Source organism: Algoriphagus aquimarinus, assembly GCF_900112005.1.
Classification (GTDB): domain Bacteria; phylum Bacteroidota; class Bacteroidia; order Cytophagales; family Cyclobacteriaceae; genus Algoriphagus; species Algoriphagus aquimarinus.
Map to the genome: position 1 here is coordinate 87,198 of NZ_FOKK01000011.1, position 24,259 is coordinate 111,456.

General features: G+C 41.5%; 15 protein-coding genes. 9 read left to right on the forward strand and 6 right to left on the reverse strand.

Annotated features, from left to right (window positions below; genetic code table 11):
- The first annotated feature begins 38 nt into the window (after positions 1 to 38).
- From BM291_RS14700 to BM291_RS14735, 8 genes are all read left to right on the forward strand, one after another.
- Positions 39 to 662 carry a class I SAM-dependent methyltransferase gene (locus BM291_RS14700; RefSeq protein WP_092898751.1) on the forward strand — a complete coding sequence of 208 codons (624 nt, stop codon included), beginning with the start codon at positions 39 to 41 and terminating at the stop codon, positions 660 to 662.
- A 96-nt stretch (positions 663 to 758) separates the two neighbouring features.
- A complete protein-coding gene (locus BM291_RS14705; protein ID WP_092898857.1) occupies positions 759 to 1,346 on the forward strand; it encodes a TlpA family protein disulfide reductase in 588 nt (195 codons plus the stop codon).
- Positions 1,347 to 1,543: 197 nt separating this feature from the next.
- Complete coding sequence (locus tag BM291_RS14710) at positions 1,544 to 3,934, forward strand: P-loop NTPase family protein (RefSeq protein ID WP_092898753.1); 2,391 nt, start codon at positions 1,544 to 1,546, stop codon at positions 3,932 to 3,934.
- 5 nt (positions 3,935 to 3,939) lie between these two features.
- A complete protein-coding gene (locus tag BM291_RS14715; RefSeq protein ID WP_092898755.1) occupies positions 3,940 to 4,638 on the forward strand; it encodes a hypothetical protein in 699 nt (232 codons plus the stop codon).
- Positions 4,638 to 5,915 (forward strand): cation:proton antiporter domain-containing protein, encoded by a 1,278-nt coding sequence (locus BM291_RS14720; RefSeq protein WP_092898757.1) that lies wholly within the window; start codon positions 4,638 to 4,640, stop codon positions 5,913 to 5,915. The genes BM291_RS14715 and BM291_RS14720 overlap by 1 nt, the downstream gene beginning before the upstream one ends.
- A gap of 163 nt (positions 5,916 to 6,078) precedes the next feature.
- Positions 6,079 to 8,415: a glycoside hydrolase family 95 protein gene (locus BM291_RS14725; RefSeq protein WP_092898759.1), complete on the forward strand. Its 2,337-nt coding sequence runs from the start codon at positions 6,079 to 6,081 to the stop codon at positions 8,413 to 8,415.
- A 94-nt stretch (positions 8,416 to 8,509) separates the two neighbouring features.
- Positions 8,510 to 9,637, forward strand: a complete 1,128-nt coding sequence (locus BM291_RS14730) for a carbon-nitrogen hydrolase family protein (protein WP_092898761.1) — start codon at positions 8,510 to 8,512, stop codon at positions 9,635 to 9,637.
- A 278-nt stretch (positions 9,638 to 9,915) separates the two neighbouring features.
- Positions 9,916 to 10,509 (forward strand): hypothetical protein, encoded by a 594-nt coding sequence (locus BM291_RS14735; protein ID WP_092898763.1) that lies wholly within the window; start codon positions 9,916 to 9,918, stop codon positions 10,507 to 10,509.
- Positions 10,510 to 10,682: 173 nt separating this feature from the next.
- Here the strand turns inward: BM291_RS14735 and BM291_RS14740 are convergent, their stop codons facing one another.
- The 6 genes from BM291_RS14740 to BM291_RS14765 form a co-directional block, all read right to left on the reverse strand.
- Positions 10,683 to 11,642 (reverse strand): PorP/SprF family type IX secretion system membrane protein, encoded by a 960-nt coding sequence (locus tag BM291_RS14740; RefSeq protein WP_092898765.1) that lies wholly within the window; start codon positions 11,640 to 11,642, stop codon positions 10,683 to 10,685.
- Positions 11,643 to 11,745: 103 nt separating this feature from the next.
- Positions 11,746 to 20,052, reverse strand: coding sequence for an MBG domain-containing protein (locus tag BM291_RS14745; protein WP_092898767.1), 8,307 nt, complete (start codon positions 20,050 to 20,052; stop codon positions 11,746 to 11,748).
- Positions 20,053 to 20,110: 58 nt separating this feature from the next.
- Positions 20,111 to 20,656, reverse strand: coding sequence for a phage tail protein (locus BM291_RS14750; RefSeq protein WP_217647324.1), 546 nt, complete (start codon positions 20,654 to 20,656; stop codon positions 20,111 to 20,113).
- 26 nt (positions 20,657 to 20,682) lie between these two features.
- Positions 20,683 to 21,228 carry a phage tail protein gene (locus BM291_RS14755; protein ID WP_092898771.1) on the reverse strand — a complete coding sequence of 182 codons (546 nt, stop codon included), beginning with the start codon at positions 21,226 to 21,228 and terminating at the stop codon, positions 20,683 to 20,685.
- A 238-nt stretch (positions 21,229 to 21,466) separates the two neighbouring features.
- Positions 21,467 to 22,219, reverse strand: a complete 753-nt coding sequence (locus tag BM291_RS14760; protein ID WP_139229104.1) for a hypothetical protein — start codon at positions 22,217 to 22,219, stop codon at positions 21,467 to 21,469.
- A gap of 170 nt (positions 22,220 to 22,389) precedes the next feature.
- Positions 22,390 to 23,301, reverse strand: coding sequence for a methionyl-tRNA formyltransferase (locus BM291_RS14765; protein WP_092898775.1), 912 nt, complete (start codon positions 23,299 to 23,301; stop codon positions 22,390 to 22,392).
- A 345-nt stretch (positions 23,302 to 23,646) separates the two neighbouring features.
- Between BM291_RS14765 and BM291_RS14770 the strand changes: the two genes are divergently transcribed.
- Positions 23,647 to 24,213: a pentapeptide repeat-containing protein gene (locus tag BM291_RS14770; RefSeq protein WP_092898777.1), complete on the forward strand. Its 567-nt coding sequence runs from the start codon at positions 23,647 to 23,649 to the stop codon at positions 24,211 to 24,213.
- The last annotated feature ends 46 nt before the right edge of the window (positions 24,214 to 24,259 follow it).

Sequence of the window (24,259 nt, forward strand, 5' to 3'; positions counted from 1 at the left end):
GGTTGAAATTTTGATTGCGACACTTAACTTTTGAAAAAATGGAAGGACAAGGCAGAAAACAACATTGGGAGAATATCTATCAAACCAAGGATTTTAAAGATGTCAGCTGGTATCAGGAAAAACCCGAAACTTCCTTAGAATTTCTACAGAAGTTCAATGTCCCCTTGGATGCAAAGATCATTGATTGCGGAGGTGGGGACAGCTATTTTGTAGACAACCTTCTCTCTCTTGGCTATCAAGACATTACGGTTCTAGACATATCTGAAAAAGCATTGGATAGAGCCAAACAAAGACTTGGAGATCAAGCCTCCAAAGTGAACTGGATTGTTTCTGACGCAACTTCATTTCAGCCTTCCGAAAAATACGATTTCTGGCATGATAGAGCCGTTTTTCATTTTCTTCAAGAAAATGAAGTCGCCCAGTACCTGGATACTATTAAGGCAAATTTAAACCCAAACGGTCACCTTGTCGTTGGCACTTTTTCAGTAAATGGTCCTACCAAGTGCAGTGGGATTACAATCACGCAGTACTCAGAAAAATCCTTAAGTGAAAAAATTGAAAAGTATCTAAAGAAAATCTATTGCTTTACTGTTGATCATCTTACTCCGTCCAAGTCTGTTCAAAACTTCGTGTTTTGCAGCTTTCAAAATCAGTTGGGCTAATCACCTTACTAATCTTCATTAATAACCTGCAAGATCAGAAAACCGCAAAGGTTCCAATGAATCTCGTAAATCGTAAATCAACTATCTGAAATGAGTATAGATTGGAAAAAAGAAATTAAAAGCTGGGGTATCATGCTCAGCGTAGTAGCATTTTTATATTTCACGGGGCTTTTGCCTGTTATCATTGGGGGATTACAATCCGTGTTGCTTTCTACGGGATTGATCAAACCTAAAATTGAAGTTCCTGATCTTACCGAGCAGCAATTCGACTACAGAGGGAAGTTCCTAACATTTGACGGTCAGCAAATCGATCTGGAAAGTTACCGTGGCAAAACACTATTTATTAATCTTTGGGCATCTTGGTGTGGACCATGTCGTGCAGAAATGCCGCATATTTCTGAACTCTATAAGTCTGTTCAAGATGAGCCTGACTTAGAATTCCTGTTGATTGGAATTGACAATGACATCAAAAAAAGTCAGGGTTTTATAGAAGGTAAAAGCTGGACTTTCCCTACAGCTCATGCTAGCTTCGGACTGAATCAAAGTTTACAAAGCCAATCCATTCCTACTACTTTGGTAGTAAACCCGGCGGGAAAAATCGTTTTCTATCAGGAAGGGATGAGCAATTTCAACACAGATGAGTTTCGGGAGTTTTTAATAGACCAATCCAAAATTTCAGAATAAGTCTCAGCAATTCGGCCGGTAAAAGCGCCAGAATGATAAAATGTGATGACTTTCTATCAAAATTTTTATACTTTATCCTTTTCTGTAAGATTGAATACCAGATCAATTCAGGTACCTGATCATTTACCTGAAAACAAAAATTAATTTGGCTTTATAAACTCTTTTTTCTTTTTCTTTGGCATCCATTTTCAGCATCTATGAACGAAAACAACCCTTCTACACAGGAACTCAATAAAGCCGAAGGCAAATTGATGGATTCTGTATTGGGGGAATTTCAGGAATTCAATACAGGATTAGCGTCTCAATCTTCGGCAGAAGAACTCTACTCCTACCTCTTCAACACTGGTACTACGTTACTTGAGTCCTACACCCTAGCGGGGGACACTTGCCTCGATACTTCGGGAAAGAATGCTGAAGTAACTGATCCGGATCATTATCTCGTTCACTTCTCCTACCCTGATCGATTCAAATCAATTATTCTGCTGGTACGGGATGTCTTACTGCAACTCAGCATTGCTAATCTTCGCGCTCTAGAGAATCTAGTGTCAGAGGAGACGGTGATTGATCACTTCGGGAAATCCAAAGAACTTCTACACACCGAATTAGAACAATGCCTCAACTACTTCAAGGTTGAGCGCAAAAGCCTGCTTGAAAAACCTGAAGTTCTCAAGCGGAAATTGGAATCAGTGCAGCACTTTTCCAATCCATGGAAAACCTATGCTTTGCAGTTTGAAACCATTTTGGGTCAATTCAAGGAAATCGATCTCAGTTATACTCGTCTGGAACAGACTATTACTCAATACAGACTTATTCGGGAGATGATACTCCAGATGAGAGCGGATGTTCAGAAAACCAACTCCTTATTGAAAACCAAAGCTGATCTATGTCTTACTGGGCTTGAAAACATCAGTGAATTACAGCAGCTAAACGATACAATTAAGTCATTTGAAGATCTAATCACTTCAGGCATCAGTCAGGAGATCCGGCCCGAAAGCACGATTCGCGATCTGGAAGACTCTGTAGACAAACTCCCCTCACTCTCTGTTCCTGTAGGCGCTCAGGAGGGATACTTGATTTTGAAAAAGATAGATTTCAAAAAGTCTGCTGAAAAGTGGTTGGATTACGAGATCTTGCCTTACCTCTCAGATTTATGGGATGGTCAGGAGGCTAATTTCTCACATCTTCTTAATGTCGCCACACAAATCAAAAGCAGCCTTTTGGTTGCAAAAAAAACGCAGCAACTCACAAGTTTTCATGGGGAGATTTCTTCTCTAAAAGCAATCAACTTAGAGCAGAAAAACACTATTCTACAAAGTGAAGAGGCGGTTGTTCATATAGAAAAGGAACTTGAATTGAAATTCAAAGTGACTGAAATCTATAAGGAAGAAGAATACCTCAAAGTCCCTTTACAGACCAATTTCTCACTTTTATCGAATAGCAAGCCTGGGAACTTCAGGTACTTTTCAGCACAAGTAGCGCAGCTTTTCAAAAATGTAGGGAAACAAGTAAAGGACGTTCAGGAAAAAACACCACATCAGCGGTTAGAAATAGCCTTGGAGATTCTGGAAACGAGAAACGAGAAAGAAACACCGGACCACTACCACTCCTTGTTTTTAAACAAGAATTTCATCGGTGATCTGTTTTTAGTAAAACGAAAGCAACAAGAAGAAGCGCTGGAGAAAATCATTCCATACTGGAAAAAAGGCCAAAACCGCTCCCTTGCTGTTATTGGAGACCCACTTACCGGTAAGTCCACACTTTTGGAATACGCTACCCATCAATTCAAGTCTAATGATGTGCATTATCTGACTCCGGGTGGAGAGATCAGCATCGAGGGCAGAAAACTCAAAATGGGTAGAAACTTAGAAGAAGTTTTAAGCTTCGTCAAAAGATCTATCAGTAATTCAAAACCTATTCTGGTCTTAGATGATCTTCACCTTTGGCGTGATTCAGATCGCTCACTACTCACCAATGTCACATCACTGGTTGATTTCATGAGTCTGAATGCTTCCAAAGTATTTGTAATTGTCGCTATTACTAATGCACTTCGATTACACTTAGATACCAGAATCGCATTTTCGCAAAGCTTCACAAATCTTCTGGACACGAATCTTTCCACATCCGACGAGATATACAAAGCAGTCATGTTACGTCATGGAGCATCTCATCGCACCTTATTTGAGAAAGAAGGCAAGGTGATGAACGATGGACAACTGAGAAAAAGAATTGGATGGTTAACAAAAAAATTCGATTTTAACATCGGAGCCGTTTTGCAGGCTTGGATATTCTGTACTGATGTGCAGGAGGATAGCACTATCCAATTTTCAGAGAAAGAAACTCATCTCAATGATTTCCTCTCCACTACAGAACTTCTAATCTTAAAAAACTGCTTGCTCTTCGGCTACAGCAGCGATCTTGAACTCAAAAATTTGTTTACCAACAGATACGAATCAGAGTACAAACCTGCCATACGAAAACTCCTAAACATTGGTATTTTGGATCGAGATCCTAATGGCTATTTGATAGTGAAAAACACAGTAAGACAGGATCTTTACTCCATTTTGAAATACAGAGAATTACTCGCTTAATAGAAATGAATCACTGGAATGATCTTTACGCTTTAATCCTTATCGTCTTTGCGATCTACCTCTTCCTTACCTTATGTTTTTTCGGATTTACTCGATATTTGAAAAAAAGAAGGATCAACAAAAGGTATTTAGCCTTAGTCAAAAAAATTCGGCTTTTCTATAAGCCGATTGCATGGCTGGTTGTCATTGGCGGTTTTGTAGCATTAGATCCTGTGACACACGGATTGATAATACTATTGGTAGCTGGATTCGGCTACAAGCAATTGGGAAATTATATCAGTGGCCTCTTTATTCGAGCCAGTCCTCTGCTTGCAAAAGACACACTTGTGAGGGCTGGAAAGATCCACGGCAGGATCAATCGCATAGGAAGTTTAGGAATGGTACTTGGTACCGACCAGGGTGAACGATGGGTTTGGTATCATTCTTTTGACCGAACTGGCTTTACGTTAATTTCCAATCAGACTAATGTGCTTCAACGTGCGCTCTACTTACGGTCAGATCTTAGCAAGGAAAGTCTCTTGGATTTGATTTTTGATCATCCCATCCTGGCGCTCGGCAAACCTACAAATCTGAAAGCCTCAGCAAATAAAAACACCTTCCTAATGCATTACACTCTTGTAAAGGGTGCGCGACACGAAGATTTTATAAACTACTTGCATGACCACGACGTCATGACTTATTCTACTGAAAACTTTGACGCCTAATGGAAATTATCTCCTCATATAATCTGATCATTGAGTTTTCGGTGATTATTATTTTATCCTTCCTTTTCAACGGCTTGTCGAAAAAAACCAATATCCCTGCGGTATTGATGCTGATAGCTTTGGGAGTGATTCTACAATACATCCTGCAGTATTTTACTACTGAGACAATAGACTTTTTCCCATTTTTGGAGGTTCTGGGCATAGTAGGATTGATCATGATCGTGCTGGAAGCTGCACTGGAACTGGAACTTAAGCGTGAGAAGCTAATTCCCATTCTGAAGTCACTAGCTATCGCGTTGATCGGACTAGGCCTTTCCACTTGGGCAGCTGCAAGTATCCTCTATTACTTCATTCCGGATATGTCCATGCAGTCAGCTTGGCTATATGCTACGCCTCTGTCTATTCTGTCGAGTGCTATCATCATTCCGAGTGTGATTGGGCTGAAAAGTAAAAAACGGGAGTTTCATATCTATGAAAGCACCTTTTCAGATATTATAGGAATTATGCTTTTTTACTTTCTGACTGGAAAGTTAAACCCTGCTGAAGATTCCGGATTGGTTGGATTTGGAGGAAATTTCCTACTTACTATTACCATCTCTCTCATCGCGAGTTATGCGATTATTTTGATTTTCCAGAATATCAAAAGCAACGTCAAACTATTCCTTATGATCGCGGTGCTGCTTTTACTCTATGCGTTAGGCAAAAAGATGCACCTTTCCTCACTGATAATTATTTTGATTTTTGGTCTGGTCATCGCCAATATGAAGTTGTTTTTTAAAGGACGTCTTTCGCGCTTGCTGGATTATGAAAAAGCACATCAAATTTACCATCAGTTGCACACGATTACGGGTGAAACTGCATTTGTCGTACGCACGCTATTCTTTGTAATTTTTGGACTTACTATTACCATTACCTCCCTGTTTAATATGCAGGTAGCCTTAATTAGTAGCATGCTGATTGGATCGATATATGGAATTCGAATCATTCTGCTTCTGATTTTTGAAGGAAAAGACATTATCCCTCAGGCATTTATAGCACCTAGAGGTTTGATCACTGTTTTACTTTTTTATGCCATCCCTGAGGAGGCTGAGGTAGCAGGTTTCGAACCAGGCATATTACTTTTTGTGATTATCGGAACGAGTTTGATTATGACTTTCGCGATGATTTACGAAAAAAGACGCTCCTCCAAAGCCGTTGATCTGGCGAGTAGTAGAACTGTAGGTTCCGTCAAATGGAAGGTGCCAAGTGTCATAGAAAATGATGAAAAAACTAGCTAAACCAAGCCATACTGGCTTAGCTGGCAGTTTTTCATTTCTCCCTTTTATCACTACTCCTACATTCGAATATCAGCCATTACTCATGTCAAATAGGCATTTAAGAACATTTTGGGTTGGCGACTTCAAAGATTTGTCGTAATCTTAATTTTTGACCCAAAATACTATGAAAAAGTTACTGCTAAGCACCCTGCTTACACTTGCTCTATACAATTTCACTCTTGCCCAATCCTCTTCAATTCTTTGGTATAATCAGCCGGCAGTGGAGTGGGAAGAGGCTTTACCCGTAGGGAATGGCCGGCTAGGAGCAATGGTGATGGGTCTTCCTGGTCAAGAACACCTGCAGCTAAATGAGGATTCTCTCTGGCCGGGTGGATATGATGACTGGGGATTGGCAGATGGTAAAAGAGCCGATTTGGATCAAATCAGAGCCTATCTACTAGCTGGAGAAAACAAGAAATCAGATTCACTTTTGGTATTGAAATTCTCTAGAAAAGGAGTCACCCGATCACACCAAACTATGGGTGACCTATGGTTTAACTTCGACTGGATCGAGACCAAAAACTACAGAAGAAGCCTAAATCTTGAGACTGCTACAGTTCTCACCCAATTCATAAGTGAAGGCTACGAAGTCAGTCAAGAAGTGATAGCTTCTGTACCAGATGATGCCTTGGTCATAAGATTTAAGACTACTCACCCAAAAGGCTTCAACGGTCAAATCACCATGAGTCGTCCACTGGACAATGGCTTTGCAACAGCAAAAACCAAAGCACTAAACGACAGTCAGCTGGAAATGTCGGGCATGGTCACTCAGCGCGGTGGACAGTTGGATTCCAAACCTATTGAGATTTTGAATGGTGTGAAGTTTCGCACATTACTATTCGCACAGAATCAATCTGGAGACATTTCTACTTCTGATTCATCATTAGTGATATCCGGTGCAAAGGAATTCACTCTTAAGTTGGTCTCAGAAACTTCCTTTTACCATGAGGATTTTGAGGCAGAAGCAGAGCGTCAGCTAGAAAAAATACAGTTGAAAAGCTGGGGGCAGATTCTTCATTCACATCAAAGTGAATATGCTTCCTGGTTTGAGCGTATGAGCTTACAGCTGGGTGCTGACATACCGGATAATATTGCTTCTGATGAGCGAATTAGTCGCGTGAAGAATGGAGAAGTAGATTTACATCTGGAGAAGCTTCTGTTTGATTATGGCAGATACCTATTGATTTCATCCAGTAGACCAGGCACTAATCCGGCAAACTTGCAGGGACTTTGGAACAAGCATATCGCAGCTCCATGGAATGCGGATTATCATGTGAACATCAACCTGCAAATGAATTACTGGCCTGCGGATGTCACCAATTTAAGTGGATTAAACCAGCCACTTTTTGATTTTATAGATGGAGTAATAGAAAATGGAAAAAGTGCAGCCAAGGATAATTTTGATATGGCTGGTTCCATGGTTCCACATACCACAGACCTTTGGCAAGTTGCATTTTTACGCGCGGCTACTGCCTATTGGGGGAGTTGGATTGGAGCTGGAGGATGGATAGGAAGACATTATTGGGAATATTATTTATTTACTCAGGACAAGAAATTTCTCGAAGAACGCACCTACCCTGCTCTGGAAGCAATATCAGCATTCTATTCTGACTGGTTGGTGGAATATCCAAAAGACGGAACTTTGGTCTCCTCTCCTTCCACCTCACCAGAGAATCAATTTATCAATGCGAAAGGAGAAACAGTTGCCTCCACCATGGGAGCAGCGATGGATCAGCAGATTATCGCAGACGTATTTAGTAATTATTTGAAAGCATCTGAGCTTCTTGGTAAGGATACTCCGCTTCGCAGAAAAGTAACTGCTCAACTAGGTAATCTTCGCCCAGGCGTGCAGATAGCAGAAGACGGAAGAATACTCGAATGGGATCAGCCCTATGAAGAAAGTGAGAAGGGCCATCGTCACATGTCTCACCTGTATGCTTTCCACCCAGGAGATGCCATTACATTCAGCGCAACTCCAGAGGCATTTGCCGCGGTACGCAAAACCCTTGAATTCAGGCTGGCAAATGGCGGCGCAGGAACCGGCTGGTCACGTGCTTGGCTAATCAATTTCTCCGCAAGATTATTGGATGGAGAAATGGCCCATGAGCATATACAAAAGCTACTTTCTCAGTCACTCTACACTAACCTATTTGACGGCCATCCACCTTTTCAAATCGATGGTAATTTTGGCTATACGGCTGGTGTAGCAGAGATGCTGATCCAATCGCATGAAACTGGAATGATTCGCCTACTACCTGCTTTGCCAAAGGCATGGGCAAGTGGAAGTGTGAAAGGGTTAAAGGCCAGAGGAAATTATACAATCGACATGACATGGGCAGATGGCGAACTCAAAACATGCCGAATTCATGCTGGAAAAAGCGGTAAAGTCATGGTTTATTATGATGGATCTGAAATGGATTTGGATCTGGAAAAAGGACAAAGCTTTGAGATAGAATTATAAAGTCAGCATAACTCAACTAAATATCTCAGCAAATAAAACAGATCTTTGCCTTACTAAAAGCAATAATCATGGATGCTATCGCTAAATTCGACTAATGATAAGAAAGTTAATTACCCTATTCCTCTTAACTATTTTTATTTGGCTTATTTGGTCTTCTTCAGGGAGAAACACCCCACTACCTGAACCAATAAACCACATTTCCTTAGTAGAAGAAGTTAATTCTAGCGACAGCCTTTCTAGAAACATAATTGGTATTCAGCCACTGATGGATGTATCTGATTACTTTATAGAAACTACATTCAAAGACAAAATCCGTCAATATTTAGTAGCTGCTACCAGAAAGTCCTTTATTCAGAAAAACTCAATCATAGTTTACCCTGAGTCCATAGGCACATGGCTTTTTCTACTTGGAGAAAAGCATAATATCATCCAAAAAAACACCTTTTTGGAAGCGAGAAACACACTGGTTTACAGTAATTCCTTTGATTATATGCTTGGGTACATCAAAACCTCTGATGAAGAAGACAAGCAATTATCAGCGATCTTCCGGATGAAAGCCAAGTCCATGCTAAGCGCCTATTATGACACGTTCAGCGCGCTATCCAAAGAGACAAATACTTATATCGTGGCAGGATCGATCGTGCTACCTGACCCTAAAGTTGTGGACGGGGAGATTTACGTAGAACTAGGCGGACCACTTTATAATGCATCTTTCATTTTTGGTCCTGATGGATTAGTGATCGGGAATCCTATTTTGAAGGCCTTTCTTAATACATCCGAAGCACGATACACTTCAGCGGGGAACCCCCAAGACCTGCAGGTTTTTGACCTTCCTTTTGGTAAAACAGCAGTAATGTTGGGAACGGACAATATGTATTCTGAATCTTATCAAAATCTAATTAAAAGCGAGGCAGAGATCTTATTGTCTCCTGCATTTTGTTACTCAGACAAAAAAATGAGTGAGAAGATCTCATCATTGGATAGTTTGGGCACTTTGACACATGCCAACAATGCATCGAATAGTGCAAAACCGGAAAGATATGAAGTCAATAAGCTACAAAGCCTTATCGAAAACACAAGTGTTCAGGTTGCAGTAGGCGTATCCATGTTTGGTGAATTGTGGGATTTGAACAACCCCAATCCTCCCATAGTAATTTTCAAAGGAGAATCCCTCCCGCTTACCCCCTCTGACCAAGGCGCCGTCTTTTCTTTCAATTTTTGATTACTTCAAAATCTCACTTTTCCCAATAAATAGATAAAGTAGCTACTTTATATAGATACAAGATTACTCCTTATCGGTAAACTGTAGAAGTGCACCTAATACGTTGAGCGTTGGAGTATAGAATTTCATCGATGAAGGCTCTTTGGAAGTATTCAGTAAAAGGAAAAGCATTTCAGAAACTGAGATTAGATCAAGAAATTTAGATGTAATAGACTCATTAACATGTTGTAAGCCTAAAAGAATAGACTTAAATTACCTCAGCACTAATTCACAAAACCATGAAAACACTAGTCTCTTTTATTTGCATATGCTTGGCGGCAGCTCCAAGTTTTGCACAAGAAAAATCTGTTGCATCAAAGGAGGTACAAATTAAAACTGCTGTCTTAGCAGCTCCAGATGAAAAACAAGCTGACGCTACTGTACTGGGATACAATGAAAGCGGAGAATTAATTGAACTTAGAAAAGGGTCCAATGGCATGATTTGTATAGCTAGCGATCCAAATGGAAAAGGCTTTAGTGTTTCTTGTTATCAGGCAGATTTGGAGCCGTTTATGATCAGAGGAAGAGAACTCAAGAAGGAAGGGAAATCATTTCAGGAAATATTTGACACCCGAGAGGCTGAAGCGAAAAGTGGCAAACTCAAAATGCCAGCTGAGGGAGCAACGCTCTTTGTACTAACAGCAGATGCTGAAAATTACAATAAGACTACCGGTGAGGTATCTGATACCTATCTGAGATATGTAGTGTATTTGCCTTGGGCAACTTCCCAAACTACGGGACTTCCTCTTAAGCCTAGTGCACCAGGCATGCCTTGGATTATGGATCCAGGTACTCATCGAGCACATATCATGATCACACCAGCTAGGGATTAACCCTTGGAAAATTGTTTAAAAAAGGCTCACTGGATTTCTATTAATATAGAAACTCAGTGAGCCTTTTTGTGTAAGAGATCAGTTGCGCCAAAGTCAAGAATAGTCTTTTCATGAAACTGCCCCGCTACATCTCGGTGTAGCGGGGCAGTTATATCCGTAGTTGGCTTTTGGTCCTACCACATAATCACTGGCTGTGAATCTGTTCTTACATTGTCTCGGAACAAGTTAAATACTGCTGTAAACTCGTGGGTATTTCCTGGGAAGTTGTAGCTTCCACCATTAGGAAATTCATAGAGGTAACCTATTCTAAGTCGTTTGGTTACTATACCTGCCTGCGCATTGGTAGCATAATCAACCCTGTGCCCAAGTCCCAACCATAGCCTATCCATTAAGACAGCTTTTAGGTTGAACTCGATATTATCATCTAGATTCTTTTGAGTGCGATAGAAAGCGTTGAATATTACAGCGACATTTTCACTAACGGCACTTCTATATCCAGCCTGAACAATAGAGCTAGCAGGATATCCATTCATGAACTCATCCCCATTGGAAATTTTACCTCCATTTACCCGGTGGATGCCATACGAAATGTAGTAATTCGCATGTGTCAAGGCCATACCTAGATTAAAGTCCACCACACTCATGCTGGAGAATTGGCCTATGTATTGCCCAAGTGTAGGATCACTCTGTTCCTCAGTCGACAATGCATTACCATCCAAACGTATTGTCTGGTAATTGATACCAGCACCCATTCTTAAGTTGTGTGTTTCTGAAAGTCTGATTCTACTTGCATAACCCACAGTCAATTCGGTTTCCCGAAATGCGCCATAGGTGTCGTGAAGTAAATTCAAAGACACTGCATTTTTACCATTAAGCGCAGGATCCAATTCTCCAGCTAGCTCTCCAAAATCCAGCTCTGTACTAAAGAAATATGTTTTTGGAGCTCCATCCACCCCGGACCACTGATTCCGTACAAAGCCTCGAACTGTCGAGCCTTCATAACCTGTCAAGGCTGGGTTAAAGTAACTCTGAAACTGGCTGAACTGGGATATATATTTCTGAGATTGAGCCTGCACTTGTGAAAGTGCTAATCCAAGGAAAAGGAAAATGGTTAAGTATGTTACTCTTTTCATGATGTCATTGTTGAAAGACTGAAAAATGAAATTCTGTTTCGTATAAATTTAATAGATGAGATAGACCTTTGAGGCTTCATAGCCCCAAAGGTCACTAGTCCTGTTACTGTCTCAAAAGGTTTAGCATGCCTCTTCTGATCTCGCCGGTTTCACCCACTTGGATCACATATAAGTATGACGATACTGGCACTTCTTTGCCTTTAAACGTTCCGTCCCATTGCTCATCAGGATTATCAGTATAGAATATTCTGTTTCCACCCATGTCAAACACCTGAATAGTCACACCTGAATAGTATCTCAGTGCTGGTATGCCCCATGCATCGTTAGTACCATCTCCATTTGGAGTGAAGGTATTTGGCACATCCAACTGATCTAGTGGTGTTCTCAACCTGCGTATAGCAAATGCTCTTTTGATTTCATTACCTGCTCTATCTACTACGCTTAGTACTATAGTGAAATCCACTCTACCAGCTTGCTGATCTGCACTGCTCCAGAACAAGATGCCTGAATTAACTTCGAAGAACGCATTGTCGCCTTCCCCTTCTGGCAAGCTCAGTATATGAACGTTATCCGTAGGATCAATCACCGTAAAGGCTCCAATCTCTTGGAAGAACTGATCTGGTATCCCGATAAACTCAGAGTTGCTCAGTGTAACATCCTGTGGTGCTGGTTTAGCCAGAATGGTTATGTCCAGCATAGGCTGTAAGTCAGCTGGATTAAATAAACCTCCTGGTATTTCCACCATACCTGTATAGCTCATTATGGCTGAGTTCATTGGGTCGTAGCCCGTCAGATCCCATGTCACAGGTAGGTTTATAAAGGCTCCTTCTGTAGTAATAACCACCACTTGGGTTGGTACATTCAAGTCAGTGATAGCTGTGCCCCATGCTACATTCAAGCTCTGGACTACAAACTCCATAATAGACTTGGACTGCACGTAATCAGAAACACCATCTCCATCTTTATCTAGGAAGTCTTCTGAATCGTTCGGATCAGTTCCTTGCTGTACTTCTACATAATCTGGAACATTGTCTCCATCTGTATCCAAATAATCTCCCGCATCTGTTGGATCTGATCCCTCTTGCATTTCTACAAAGTCTGGAACACCATCACCGTCAGAATCTTTGAATTCGGTTGGATCTTTTGGATCTGTTCCTTCCACTTCTTCCACATCATCTGGAACACCATCTCCATCGCTATCATTGGTAATGATCTCAAAGTCGGCCCCAGTGAAGTCAAACATGTAGTTATTTCCTGCATCCAGTGTACCTATACTGATCGCATATGTTCCTACTGCCTCACCTGCTGCTCTAGCAAGTAAACCTGATAGTATACTTACATCATCTCCTGCTCCAAAGCCCGAAGCTGTATAGGTCAGGATTGGATCTGCAGTACCGTACAATTTACTTTGTCCTGCATCTGCTGTAATCACTAGGCTTGCCTTAGTAATTTCAAGATTTGCAGAAAGTTCAGAAGATGTGAAGTTAGATCCTGTGATTGTTGCTATCACTTCTTGAATCCCTTCCTCAGTCCTGCTGTTGTTGCTATATGCTACCTCAGCTCCTACTGGAAGAGTACCGGTGATCGCAAGAGATTTAGCAGTTCCGTCGTAGACAAAACTTTCATCTTCAAAGCTGATTCCAGTGATAGTTGCCTGAGTGACCATCAGATTAGCATTCAATACCAGAGTGGTATAATTTGATCCTGACACCGTAGCACTTACCTCCTGCACACCTACATCAGTTCTGCTGTTGTTACTGTAAGCTACGCTTGTACCTACCGGAAGAGTTCCTGAGATCGCAAGTGATTTGGCTGAACCGTCATAGACAAAGCTTTCGTCAGAGAAAGTAATACTGGTGATCATTGCTTTTGTGATCGTTAGATCCGCTGTCAACACTAAGGTGGTGTAGTTAGATCCTGTGATCGTTGCCGTTACTTCCTGAGTTCCTACGTTCGTTCTGCTGTTGTTCGCAAAGTTCACTGAAGTCCCTACTGGAAGGGTTCCTGCTATCGCTAGCGACTTGGCTGTTTCGTCATAGACGAAGCTTGCGTCAGCGAAAGTGATACCGGTGATCATTGCTTTTGTGATCGCGAAGTCAGCTCCCACAAAGTTGATTGCATAATTTACTCCAGCTTGTAGGCTACCAAGTGAGATGGCATACTTACCTACGTTTTCACCAGCTGCTCTGGAAAGTTGTCCGCTTAGAATTGCATTCGTATCTCCATTTTCAAAGCCTGAAACTTGATAAGTAAATACCGGATCTGCAGTACCGAAGACTTTAGACTGCCCTGCATCCGCTATCACGTTCAATACTTTGGAAGCAATTTCAAAGTCTGCCGAAGTGAAGTTGATTGTATAGTTCCCACCTGCATTCAAGCTTCCTAGCGTAATTGCATACATTCCGATATTCTCTCCTGCTGCTCTGCTTAAAGCTCCTGTCAGAGTTAATACATTATCTCCATTACCGAAGTTACTGGCCGTAAAGGCGAGCACAGGGTCATCAGAACCGTAAACTTTAGCTTGATTTGAATTGGCTACGATAGTAAGTGTGCGAGGCGTAATACTAAAGTCAGCACCTGTGAAGTTAATGCTGTAGTTAGCACCTGCATCTAAGGACCCAAGGTTGATCGCGTAGTTACCTACATTCTCACCTGCTGCTCTAGCAAGAGATCCAGCTAATATGGAATTGGTATCACCACTCTGGAATCCATTTGTAGTATAGCTGTAAGCAGGATTAGCTGCTCCATAGATTTTAGACTGACCTGCGTCTGTTATGATATTCAAAGTAGCAGGCGTGATTGCAAAGTTAGCGCCCGTGAAGCTAATGCTGTAATTAGCACCTGCATCCAAGGATCCAACGTTGATCGCGTAGTTACCTACATTTTGACCTGCTGCTCGGGTAAGAACTCCGCTGATGATAGCTTCTGTATCACCATTTTCGAAACCTGAAGCAGTATAAGTCAATGCAGGGTCTGCCTGCCCATAGACTATACTCTGAGTATCAGCGGTAATGGTCAATAGTTTATTACCAATAGTGAAATTGGCTCCTACAAAATCAATCGTATAATTAGCATTTGCAGCTAATGTACCTTGATTGATCGCGTAGCTTCCTACTCCTTCACCAGCTATTCTCACTAGTGCTCCAGTTAAAATTGTTTCAGTATCTGCTCCTTCAAAACCTTTAGCAGAATAAGTAAAGACAGGGTCTGTGGTACCATAAACTTTAGATTGACTTGGAGAAACTATAATATTCAATCCTGCAGGTGTAATGGTAAGATCAGCTTTCAACACTAGCGTATTGAAATTCGCTCCTGTAATCGTAGCAGTTACTTCCTGAGTACCTACATTGGTTCTGCCGTTGTTTGTATAAGCTACGCTTGTTCCCGTTGGAAGCGTTCCGGTAATCGCCAAGGATTTGACAGCCCCGTCATAGACAAAGCTATCGTCATTGAAAGTTATACCTGTTGTAGTTGCTGGTGTGATCATCAGGTCAGCTTTCAATACTAGCGTATTGAAATTCGCTCCCGTAATCGTAGCAGTTACCTCCTGACTACCTACATCGGTTCTGCCGTTGTTGGTATAAGCTACGCTTGTTCCCGTTGGAAGCGTTCCGGTAATCGCCAAGGATTTGGTAGTTCCGTCAAAGACAAAGCTATCGTCATCGAAGGTGATACCTGTGATGGTGGCTCGGGTGATTTCAAAATCGGCTGAATTAAAATTGATATCATATTTTATTCCTGCACTCAGATCACCTTTGCTGATAGCATACGTCCCTACTCCTTCTCCCGCAACTCTTGAAAGAGCTCCAGTTATAATTGTTTCATCGTCACCATCCACAAACCCTGAAGCTGTGTAGGTAAGAACCGGGTCAGTAGTTCCGAAAACTTTGGATTGACTCGCATTTGCAGTAATTGAAAGAGTAGCCGCATCATCATTTAAAATATTACCGGTTCCGGTAAGGCCACCTATTTTCAGTGGCACTGTTTCGGTTGGCTCGAAGTCATTATCATCGACTGTAGGCAAGGTTACGATGAAGCTAGTTACCAATGCAGGTAGAATAAGGTTACCTGCGACCAAGGTTACTCCATTGCTGAAAGCAGGTGTACCGTAATCGCTTGCCGAAGCTGAGCCACCGCCCAAGACAAATGCGAAGCTTGTACTGGTAGTGGAAGCGTTGCTGAGTGCGATGTTGTAGACCAAGTCCTCACCTTCAATTGCGTCAGGGCTGCTGATGCTGCTCACCGTCGGGCCGCCATCGTTATCTACAATGGTACCAGTGCCAGTCGCTGTGAGTAAGCTGGCGTTGGTGGCTCCTGTTAGGGTGATGGTGAAGTTTTCTGGACCTTCAAAAATACTATCATCAGTAATCGGCACCTCGATTGTTTTGGTAAGATCGCCAATAGCAAAATTTAGTGTACCGTTCACCGCGGTGTAGTCGCTGCCAGCTTTGGCAGTGCCGTCGCTGGTGGCGTAGTTTACGCTGATCAACTGGCCTGAGGCTGCAGACAAGGTTACTGTGAAGGTCGCTGTGCCTGAGTTCTCGTTGAACGCGATAGTATTGATATAGAGACCTGGCTCAACATCATTATCATAAATGTTGCCTGCAATTGTCAGGGCACCAAATTTAAAAAGTACAGTTTCAGTCGCTTCGCTGTGCGTATCGTTTACGGTAGGCAAAGTGATACTAAAGCTGCTAATACCAGCTGGTATCAACAAATTTGTTCCCACTACGGTAACTCCATTATTGTATATAGGCGTTCCATAATCAGCTGGTGAGGCCGTACCACCACCAATACTATGTGTCAAGGTGAAAGTTGTACCTAACACTTGGTCTAGTGTTACAGTGCAAACTAAATTGTCACCTTCAGTAGCATGCTGCACACTCATACCCGTAATTTTTGGCGTGGGATCATCATTCACAATGATACCTGTACCGGTTGCTGTACCTAATACAGCGTTGGTCGGGTTGGTTAAGGTAATACTGAAGTTTTCAGAATCCTCAAAAATAATATCATCGGTAATAGACACCACGATGGTTTTGGTAAGATCCCCCGCTGCGAAGTTGAGTGTACCCGAGACTGCAGTGTAGTCGCTACCTGCGCTGGCAGTACCGTTGCTACTTACGTAGTCGACACTAGCGGCGCGTTCGGAGGCGGCTGAGAGCGTAACCGTAAAGGTCGCGACTCCCGCATCTTCATTTACACTGACATTGTTTATGCTGAGGCTTGGAAGGGGATCGTTATCAGTGATCGTATAAGTAACTTGTTGTGTACCATTTTCTAGACCGTTATTCACCGAAGAGATATCAACGATTACCGTTTCATCCCCTTCATAAATAGCATCGTCGACATTATTGATCTCTATAGTACCAGTGAGTTCACCAATTGGAATCACAATAGTGCTTCCAGATCTAGTATAATCTGTAGTATTTGTAGCTGTGCCAGTGAAAACGAGGTTCACGGTTACTTCTGAGGTAAAGACACTGGACAAGGTGGCTGTCACGACATTATCGGTCAGCACATTCTCCGCTTTACTCGTAGGTGATAGGGATAGCGTTACGCTTGGTTGAGCATTTTGGATATCAATATTTACTGTTCCCAAGCTCACATTAGTACCTCCACCGGTTCCTGTATTACCCCCATCGTTGGCGGTAAGAGTTAATGTGGCGGCATCATTTCCTGTCACTGAAACTGGCCCAGTGTATTTAATATTGGATGCTGTATTCAAATAAGCATCAATTTCAGAAGCAGTTCCGGTAAGAATTAATGTCACTGTACCTGATCCTGCTACAGTTACTCCACCCGCATCTGAGGCAGTCAAAGTACCTGTTGTAACACCTAATTTTAGCGTAATATCATTCGAATTCGCATCGGGATCTCCAAAAGTAGCAGCAGAAAGATCAACGTTACTTGCCGTATTTTCTACTACACTGATATCTGTTGGAAGACCAGAAATAGTTGGATTGTCATTTACAGAACTAATAGCTATTCCAATATTACCTACTGCACTGGAAGTGGCAGAGTTAGCATCTGTCACATAGAAGCTTATTGCACGAGTATTTTTACTATTACCTTGACTAGGATCATCCGTAGAATTGCTAAATACCACAGTTCTCAAAGCAGCTTGCATTTGAGCAGCCGTTCCGGTTCCGGATAATGTAAGTATCCCAGTCCCAGAATTATAACTTGAGGTATAAGGTGATGGAGTGGTAATTCCTAATATATCACCGGTGACAAAATCAACAATACTTATAGTTGCTGAGGTAATATTATCACCCTCCACATCACTCACCAAAATTGAAGAATTTACAATAGTAGGGCTAGCGCCTTCTGTCCAATTAGCGCTTGACACACTATTTTGGTCAACCACTGGTGCATCATTTTCTCCAGCAATATTGAAAGTTACTGACGCGTTATTTGAGTCAGCTGTTCCATCGTTGGAAACAAAGGCTATAGTTCCTGCATTTGTTCCAAATAAATTTGAGGTAGGTGTAAAAGTGGCAGCATCCAGCGCTGTATTGATAGCAGCTAAGGTTCCAGCTGCTGTGAAGCTTGCTGAGCCATTTCCTGATCCTCCAAATGTAATACCTGTAGTACCAAGAGTTACTGTTCCTCCAGTGATCGTAAACGTAACTGTCTGATCATCTCCATCAACATCCACCACTTGAATATCATTGTCCAGTGCCACATTGGTAGCATCCTCGGTCACCACTGGTGCTGTAGGAGCCGTAGCCACTGGGGCAGTGAATACTCGCTTCAATGCCGTGTCTTCTGATGCATCACCCTCATTGCTGGATGCATCTGTAAGTGTAACAGAAAGGGTGATGGTACCCAATCCTAAACCACTTAAATCAATTCCTGTAATCTGATCCGTAGCCGTAACAATCGTACCTGTACCCGTTACGTTTGTTCCGCCTCCAGCACTTGAAAAAGTGTAATCGTAAGTTGTTCCAATTTCAGAACCGGCAAAAGTAAAGCTTACCGCATCATCGTTATCCGGTGTGATTGGATCTTGATCAATAGAAACGCTGTAACCACTTGGAGCTACATCATCTGCACAGAATTCGAAGTTATCGATGTTGATATATTGGAAAGCACCTCCTAATGAAATTTCGATTTGATCTACAGCTTTAGCGGAATTATCCGTTCCTCCCTCGGTCCTTAAATCAAAAATATAATAACCACTGTTGGCTAAGAAATCGGTCGGGAAGCCCGTAGCTTTTGAAACAGTATAAACCGTGTTTCCATCCCTTTTCCCTACTACTGTAATGCTTCCATCACTGGTAGGTACACTGCCATCTGCATGAGAGGAAAGAAATACTGCAAATTTCTTTAAGTTGATGTCAGAGGTAGTTGAAGAAATAATGTAGGTACCCGCGTCGGTGTTGGTCAACACATAACTAGACCCATATATACCAATTTTCGGAGTTTGTGTGTGAACCTCCATGTTTGCTGCGGAGGTAATGGAGAAACTATAGCCTCCATGAGAAAAAGTAGTGCTTCCGGCAGTTTCATCCTCAAATCCCTCCACTAGGCAGGGGCTTATATTATGAACCTGACCTGAATTATAGGCTGAGGTTCCGGTAACGTCAGTGGCACTGGCGATATTCGTACCAGATTTTAGATCTAGACGAATGGTCCCTTCTCCAGAAATCCCAGTTATAGGTACAGTATAAGTTGCATTACTTCCTGTAACCGCCCCAATCGTTCCAATGGCAGTCCCTGTTATGGTTAGCACAAAATCATCAGCACTTACATTTTTGGCAATTTTTGAAAAGTCGACTTTATATTGAACAGAAGCAGCGGTGCTAATAGGAGAACCGACTAGATAGATTCCTGTTACCTCGGTAGGGTCTGTATTTCCAACTATAAAAGGAGCACCGTAAGTAACCTCATCCAAGATTAAGTACAAATCTGTACCTTCTATAACTACCTCGTCCACCTCATAAAAATCAGGATTAGAAGAAAATGACTTCAGTCCTGCTGAATTACTATTGAAATCAATATTTACTGTTGAACCCACTTGCGAGCCACCTGAGAAAGCTTTGATGGTCCCCGCCGTAGAAGTACCCGCTCCTCGATGCTGCACCCAAATACTTAAAAATCGGAAGGAGGAATTATCCGCTCTTGAAATTTTCCAGCCCTTAATTCCTTCGATCTCAAAATTGGCATCATCCAATCCAGGACCACCGTCCTTACCCTCATCAGTATCAATACCCATGCAAACGACACAGATCGCAGTAGAGCCTTTTATCACATCAAATTCCAGCTCCCCTTCCACATGAGGAGAGGCAAGACCTTGATTGGTGGTGTAGGTATTAAAATTAAGCGTTGTCTGAGCGAATGCATCTAATCCGCTGAAGGACAACAGCATAATTAGAAAAATAGATTTGGTAACAGTACGTATCATCGGGATAATTTAATTAATCAAAAACAGCTGACTCCCCTCGAAGTCAGCTTTATTAGCTTTAATGTGGGGAAGGGTAAATTCCAAACAAGGCTATAATATAATTCACTGCTAAACTTGGCTGCATATTATTGTGTGACCTGTCACCACCTGATGCTCCTATGTTTGAAGCATGCATGGGTGCGGTAGCCGCAGCATCAATAAAACCGTTAGCCGGAATAGAATCGGCTCCCCTTTCTCTTGTAATACTGCTTTTTGCTATAGATTTAGCAGCTGGGTCGTTGGTTGTACCATCTGCACTATTACCTAAGAGTACGTGAGTATGAGATGGCAGATGATTTGGGATCATTGTTTCCAATTCTCCTCCTAACCTTACCCCCTGTCTTCTATCGCTTAGACCTGGTCCATGACCCGCTCCAATAACACATCGACCTCTAAGGTCAGGTAAAGCAAATGTGGTACTACCATCCCCACCATATATGGTACCCAGTAGGGAAAAAAGCGCATCATGTTCAGAAACCGCCAACAGCTGACCGTAACAGAAAGCCCAACCTCTAGGTGCAAAGTTTCCCCCAAAAAGTTCTATTTGTCCAACAAAAGGATTCATAATATCTGTTTTTAGTGAAAAGTGAATTAATTTCTAGAAGGAAAACTCCCTACTAATGCAATGATATAATTCATTGGTAGTGAAGGTTGCATATTATTATGTGGTAGACCCCCACCAGCTACAGCTATACTTGAAGCATGCATTGGTGCGTTAGCTGCAGCATCAATAAATCCATTTGCAGGAATCGGATCTGCTCCTCTTTCTAATGTAACAGTACTTTTAGAGTGCACTTTACCTGCTGGATCATTGGATGTACCAGGAGTACTATTGCCAAGAAGTCCGTGGGTATGCGATGGCATTTCATTTTGTGTTAGTGTCACTGTTTCCTGACCTAAAGTAGCACCCTGTCTTCTGTCAGTAAGACCCGGCCCATTCCCCATTCCAATTGCACATCTACCTCTAAGGTCAGGTAATGCAAATGTGGTTCTACCGTCACCACCATAAATGGTACCTAGTAGTGAAAAAAGAGCTGAATTTTGAGCAATTGGTAAAAGTTGGCCCGCACAAAACGCCCAACCTCTTGGTGCAAAGCTAAAACCAACAAGCGTGATTTGTCCTAGAAATGGATCCATGGTATTAAAAGTTTAAGTGAAAATAAATTATAAATAATATTGTTTAAATGCTATTCAACTCAAAAAACAACCTTACCTGAAGTAGTTATTATCAGTGTGAAATCCAGGTATTTGCAACTAGTATGCTTAGAAAATTGAAAAATGAGTCTTAATCGCTTAACAACTTAGGCAAAAATGCAATAATATTTAATCAATTTCCATACGTATAAACACGTATATGATAAATCGACCTAATGCTTTAGATTAATTGAAAGTCTGAAAATCTTCCCTTTTGGAGAGAAACCACAGATTGTTTTTCCGCCTTCGGATTAGTAATTGCCACCAAAACCTGACGCTTGTCCTTGTTCTGCATCACGTGCAATTCGCTTTGCTGTTTTAGCGAATCAGATCCAAAAAACTTATTAATATTAAGGCTAGCTGAAGCCAGATCCTTGAGCGTATAGAACTGAAAATATGGATTAGGATCATCGGCCAAACAGTAAACCTCATCACAACCTAAGTCATTCTTGAGACGAGATGCAACTTGATTCATCTTCTCTATAGTTCCTGAAATACGCTGACCTTGTTCGCCAAATCCTATGCCCATAACCCCAATTTTTCTATTGGAACTTGGGAAAATCAAGTGATTTGAAACTGATTCTGGCATTTTATCTGAAGCAAAATTTGAGTTAACAAAAGGCAAGCTCTCCATAAGAGCACTATCTGAGTCCGTACTAGCTAGTTTATGTGCCCAACCACCTCCAAAAAGCATCGCATTGATACCGATTTTATTCAGCTGAGCTACATGTTGATTTGCAATATCTGAAGGAGTCAAAGTAGTAACCACCATTCTATCGTAAGTACGAGCACTACTTAGAGAATACCCCGTATTAGCACCTACTAATGAGTTGCCACCTATTTGCAAAATCTGTTGCGGAGCAAAATTATTTTGAGAAAATGCTGATGCAAAACCAATTCCGGGAAGGGAAGCAGCCCCGATTGATATTGACATTTTCTTCAGAAATTCTCTTCTATCAAAAGTCATATTAGAAAAATCAAAATTAGAATGAAACGAAAAATTACAAGAATTATTTCTAAAACTCTAATTATAAATATATTGAGAGATATTTAGTCGAACGGGTTAAACCATTCTCAATTCTCAGATAAAAATGGAATCAAGTCCTAAATCATTTGCTCATAAGACCTTACACCTAGCGCAGCCAACTTAGGCCCTGTAATGATTGTCCCATCCATTTGGAAAATATTTATTCTCAAATATTTGTAATCAGCGCACAGCACAAAAACGCCATACGTCGCGTCAGCATAAACGATAGTGCCTGCCGAGAAAACCCCTTCTATATTCACTTCCGCTGGACTAACTTCTAGTATCCGAATTTGGCTTCCTCTGAACGTAGTGATAGCTCCACCATAATTTGGATTGGCAGCATTTACCAAAAACTCTACTTCATCGGCACTCTGAGTTTTCCAGTCAATCGTCAAATCCTCTTCTTTTGGTCTAGGGAAAGGATACTCATTGGGAGTAAGCAACTCGCCTTCCGAAAGAGGAAGTTTATCCAAGGCTTTTAGAAGTTCCTTTCCTGCCAATACCGACAATCGGGAAGCTAAAAAACCATAAGGTTCTCCAGGAAATATCGGAACTATGGATTCTGAAACTAATATTCCAGCATCCCAATTTTCATCAATTTTATGAAAGGAAATAACTGCAGATTTTTCTCCGTTTTTTAAGGTCCAAAAAAGTGGCGCAGCTCCAGCATACTTCGGCAATTTCCCATAATGAACATTTAGAACTCCCCATTCGAAACTTTCGAAAATGGCTTTTGGGATTTTATATGAAAATCCAAAACTCACACCTCTGTCTACATTTAATGTGGCAATCCACGCTCCTATCTCCACTTGGTCTTGGCCATCCCATCTGAAAATCTCAAGACCGAAGTTGATAGCAACTTCCATTAGCATTTCCTGATTTTGGAAATCTTTCTGCGGTAGTACAATACCTGAAATTTGCTTATTTAAGGCTAATTGCTGAATGGAAGGAATGCTCCATATACTCTGCGTAAAAATTACAATTCGCATGAATTAAAGATTCTAGTTGGTTCGAATTTGAAAGTAGTTGTATAATCCCAGCATTCAAAATTCATTAAGCAGTCCCAACTGCTCGTGTTGCCCAGCCTCGAAAGTAGCTCTCTTCCACTGCACAAAAAATAAGAAGACCTGATGTCCATACTTATTGGAGAACTATATAGGCCTCAATTCAGAAACCATCAGACCTTTAACTTCGACATCAACCTATTTTATTATAGTCTCCTAGCTTACCCAATAGGAATATAGGCAGCACGGCAGCCCGATAATACTAGCCATTTGCGAAATTTTCACTAAAATTGCCACCTAGACACACTCTCGTCTCGATCCCCCACACTCATGGCTTACCAAGCAGATCAGTATTATAAAAACAGTGATTTTACTGTCGAAGAATTTCAACTGATTGAATATGAGAACTGCAGATTCGAACAGTGTAAATTCTCTGATCTTAATCTTCGGGGAGCCAGTTTTGAAAACTGTACTTTCAAAGCTTGCGACATGAGTAACCTCAAAGTGACTGCTGTACCTTTACGGCAAGTGACCTTCGAGGATTGTAAAATGCTAGGTATACATTTTCATGCTGCAAATCCTTTTCTGCTGGAATTCAGCTTCAAAAGTTGTCAAATGGATTACTGCAGTTTTTACAGTCTGAAGATGAAAAAGACAAAGTTCATCTCCTGCAAAATGACTGAAGTAGATTTCTCACAGGCAGATTTATCAGGAGCAGATTTTCAGAATTCAGATCTTAGCGGAGCTACATTTGACAGGACAGAGCTACTCAGCGCTGATTTCAGAAATGCTTCCAATTATCAAATAGATCCAGAACTTAACAGAATCAAAGCAGCCAAATTTGATTTAGATGGACTGCCAGGATTATTGGGTAAATACAAGATCAAAATCGGCTAAGGAACTTAAAAAACCAGAAGTATAGTACTGAGTAGGAATTGCTGCT

Bases quoted from the DNA above. Each gene is read 5' to 3' on its own strand.
- BM291_RS14770 (WP_092898777.1), top strand. From the start codon at position 23,647: ATGGCTTACCAAGCAGATCAGTATTATAAAAACAGTGATTTTACTGTC.
- BM291_RS14755 (WP_092898771.1), bottom strand. From the start codon at position 21,228: ATGGATCCATTTCTAGGACAAATCACGCTTGTTGGTTTTAGCTTTGCA.
- BM291_RS14725 (WP_092898759.1), top strand. From the start codon at position 6,079: ATGAAAAAGTTACTGCTAAGCACCCTGCTTACACTTGCTCTATACAAT.
- BM291_RS14720 (WP_092898757.1), top strand. From the start codon at position 4,638: ATGGAAATTATCTCCTCATATAATCTGATCATTGAGTTTTCGGTGATT.
- BM291_RS14715 (WP_092898755.1), top strand. From the start codon at position 3,940: ATGAATCACTGGAATGATCTTTACGCTTTAATCCTTATCGTCTTTGCG.
- BM291_RS14750 (WP_217647324.1), bottom strand. From the start codon at position 20,656: ATGAATCCTTTTGTTGGACAAATAGAACTTTTTGGGGGAAACTTTGCA.
- BM291_RS14700 (WP_092898751.1), top strand. From the start codon at position 39: ATGGAAGGACAAGGCAGAAAACAACATTGGGAGAATATCTATCAAACC.
- BM291_RS14740 (WP_092898765.1), bottom strand. From the start codon at position 11,642: ATGAAAAGAGTAACATACTTAACCATTTTCCTTTTCCTTGGATTAGCA.
- BM291_RS14730 (WP_092898761.1), top strand. From the start codon at position 8,510: ATGATAAGAAAGTTAATTACCCTATTCCTCTTAACTATTTTTATTTGG.
- BM291_RS14760 (WP_139229104.1), bottom strand. From the start codon at position 22,219: ATGTCAATATCAATCGGGGCTGCTTCCCTTCCCGGAATTGGTTTTGCA.
- BM291_RS14745 (WP_092898767.1), bottom strand. From the start codon at position 20,052: ATGATACGTACTGTTACCAAATCTATTTTTCTAATTATGCTGTTGTCC.
- BM291_RS14710 (WP_092898753.1), top strand. From the start codon at position 1,544: ATGAACGAAAACAACCCTTCTACACAGGAACTCAATAAAGCCGAAGGC.
- BM291_RS14765 (WP_092898775.1), bottom strand. From the start codon at position 23,301: ATGCGAATTGTAATTTTTACGCAGAGTATATGGAGCATTCCTTCCATT.
- BM291_RS14735 (WP_092898763.1), top strand. From the start codon at position 9,916: ATGAAAACACTAGTCTCTTTTATTTGCATATGCTTGGCGGCAGCTCCA.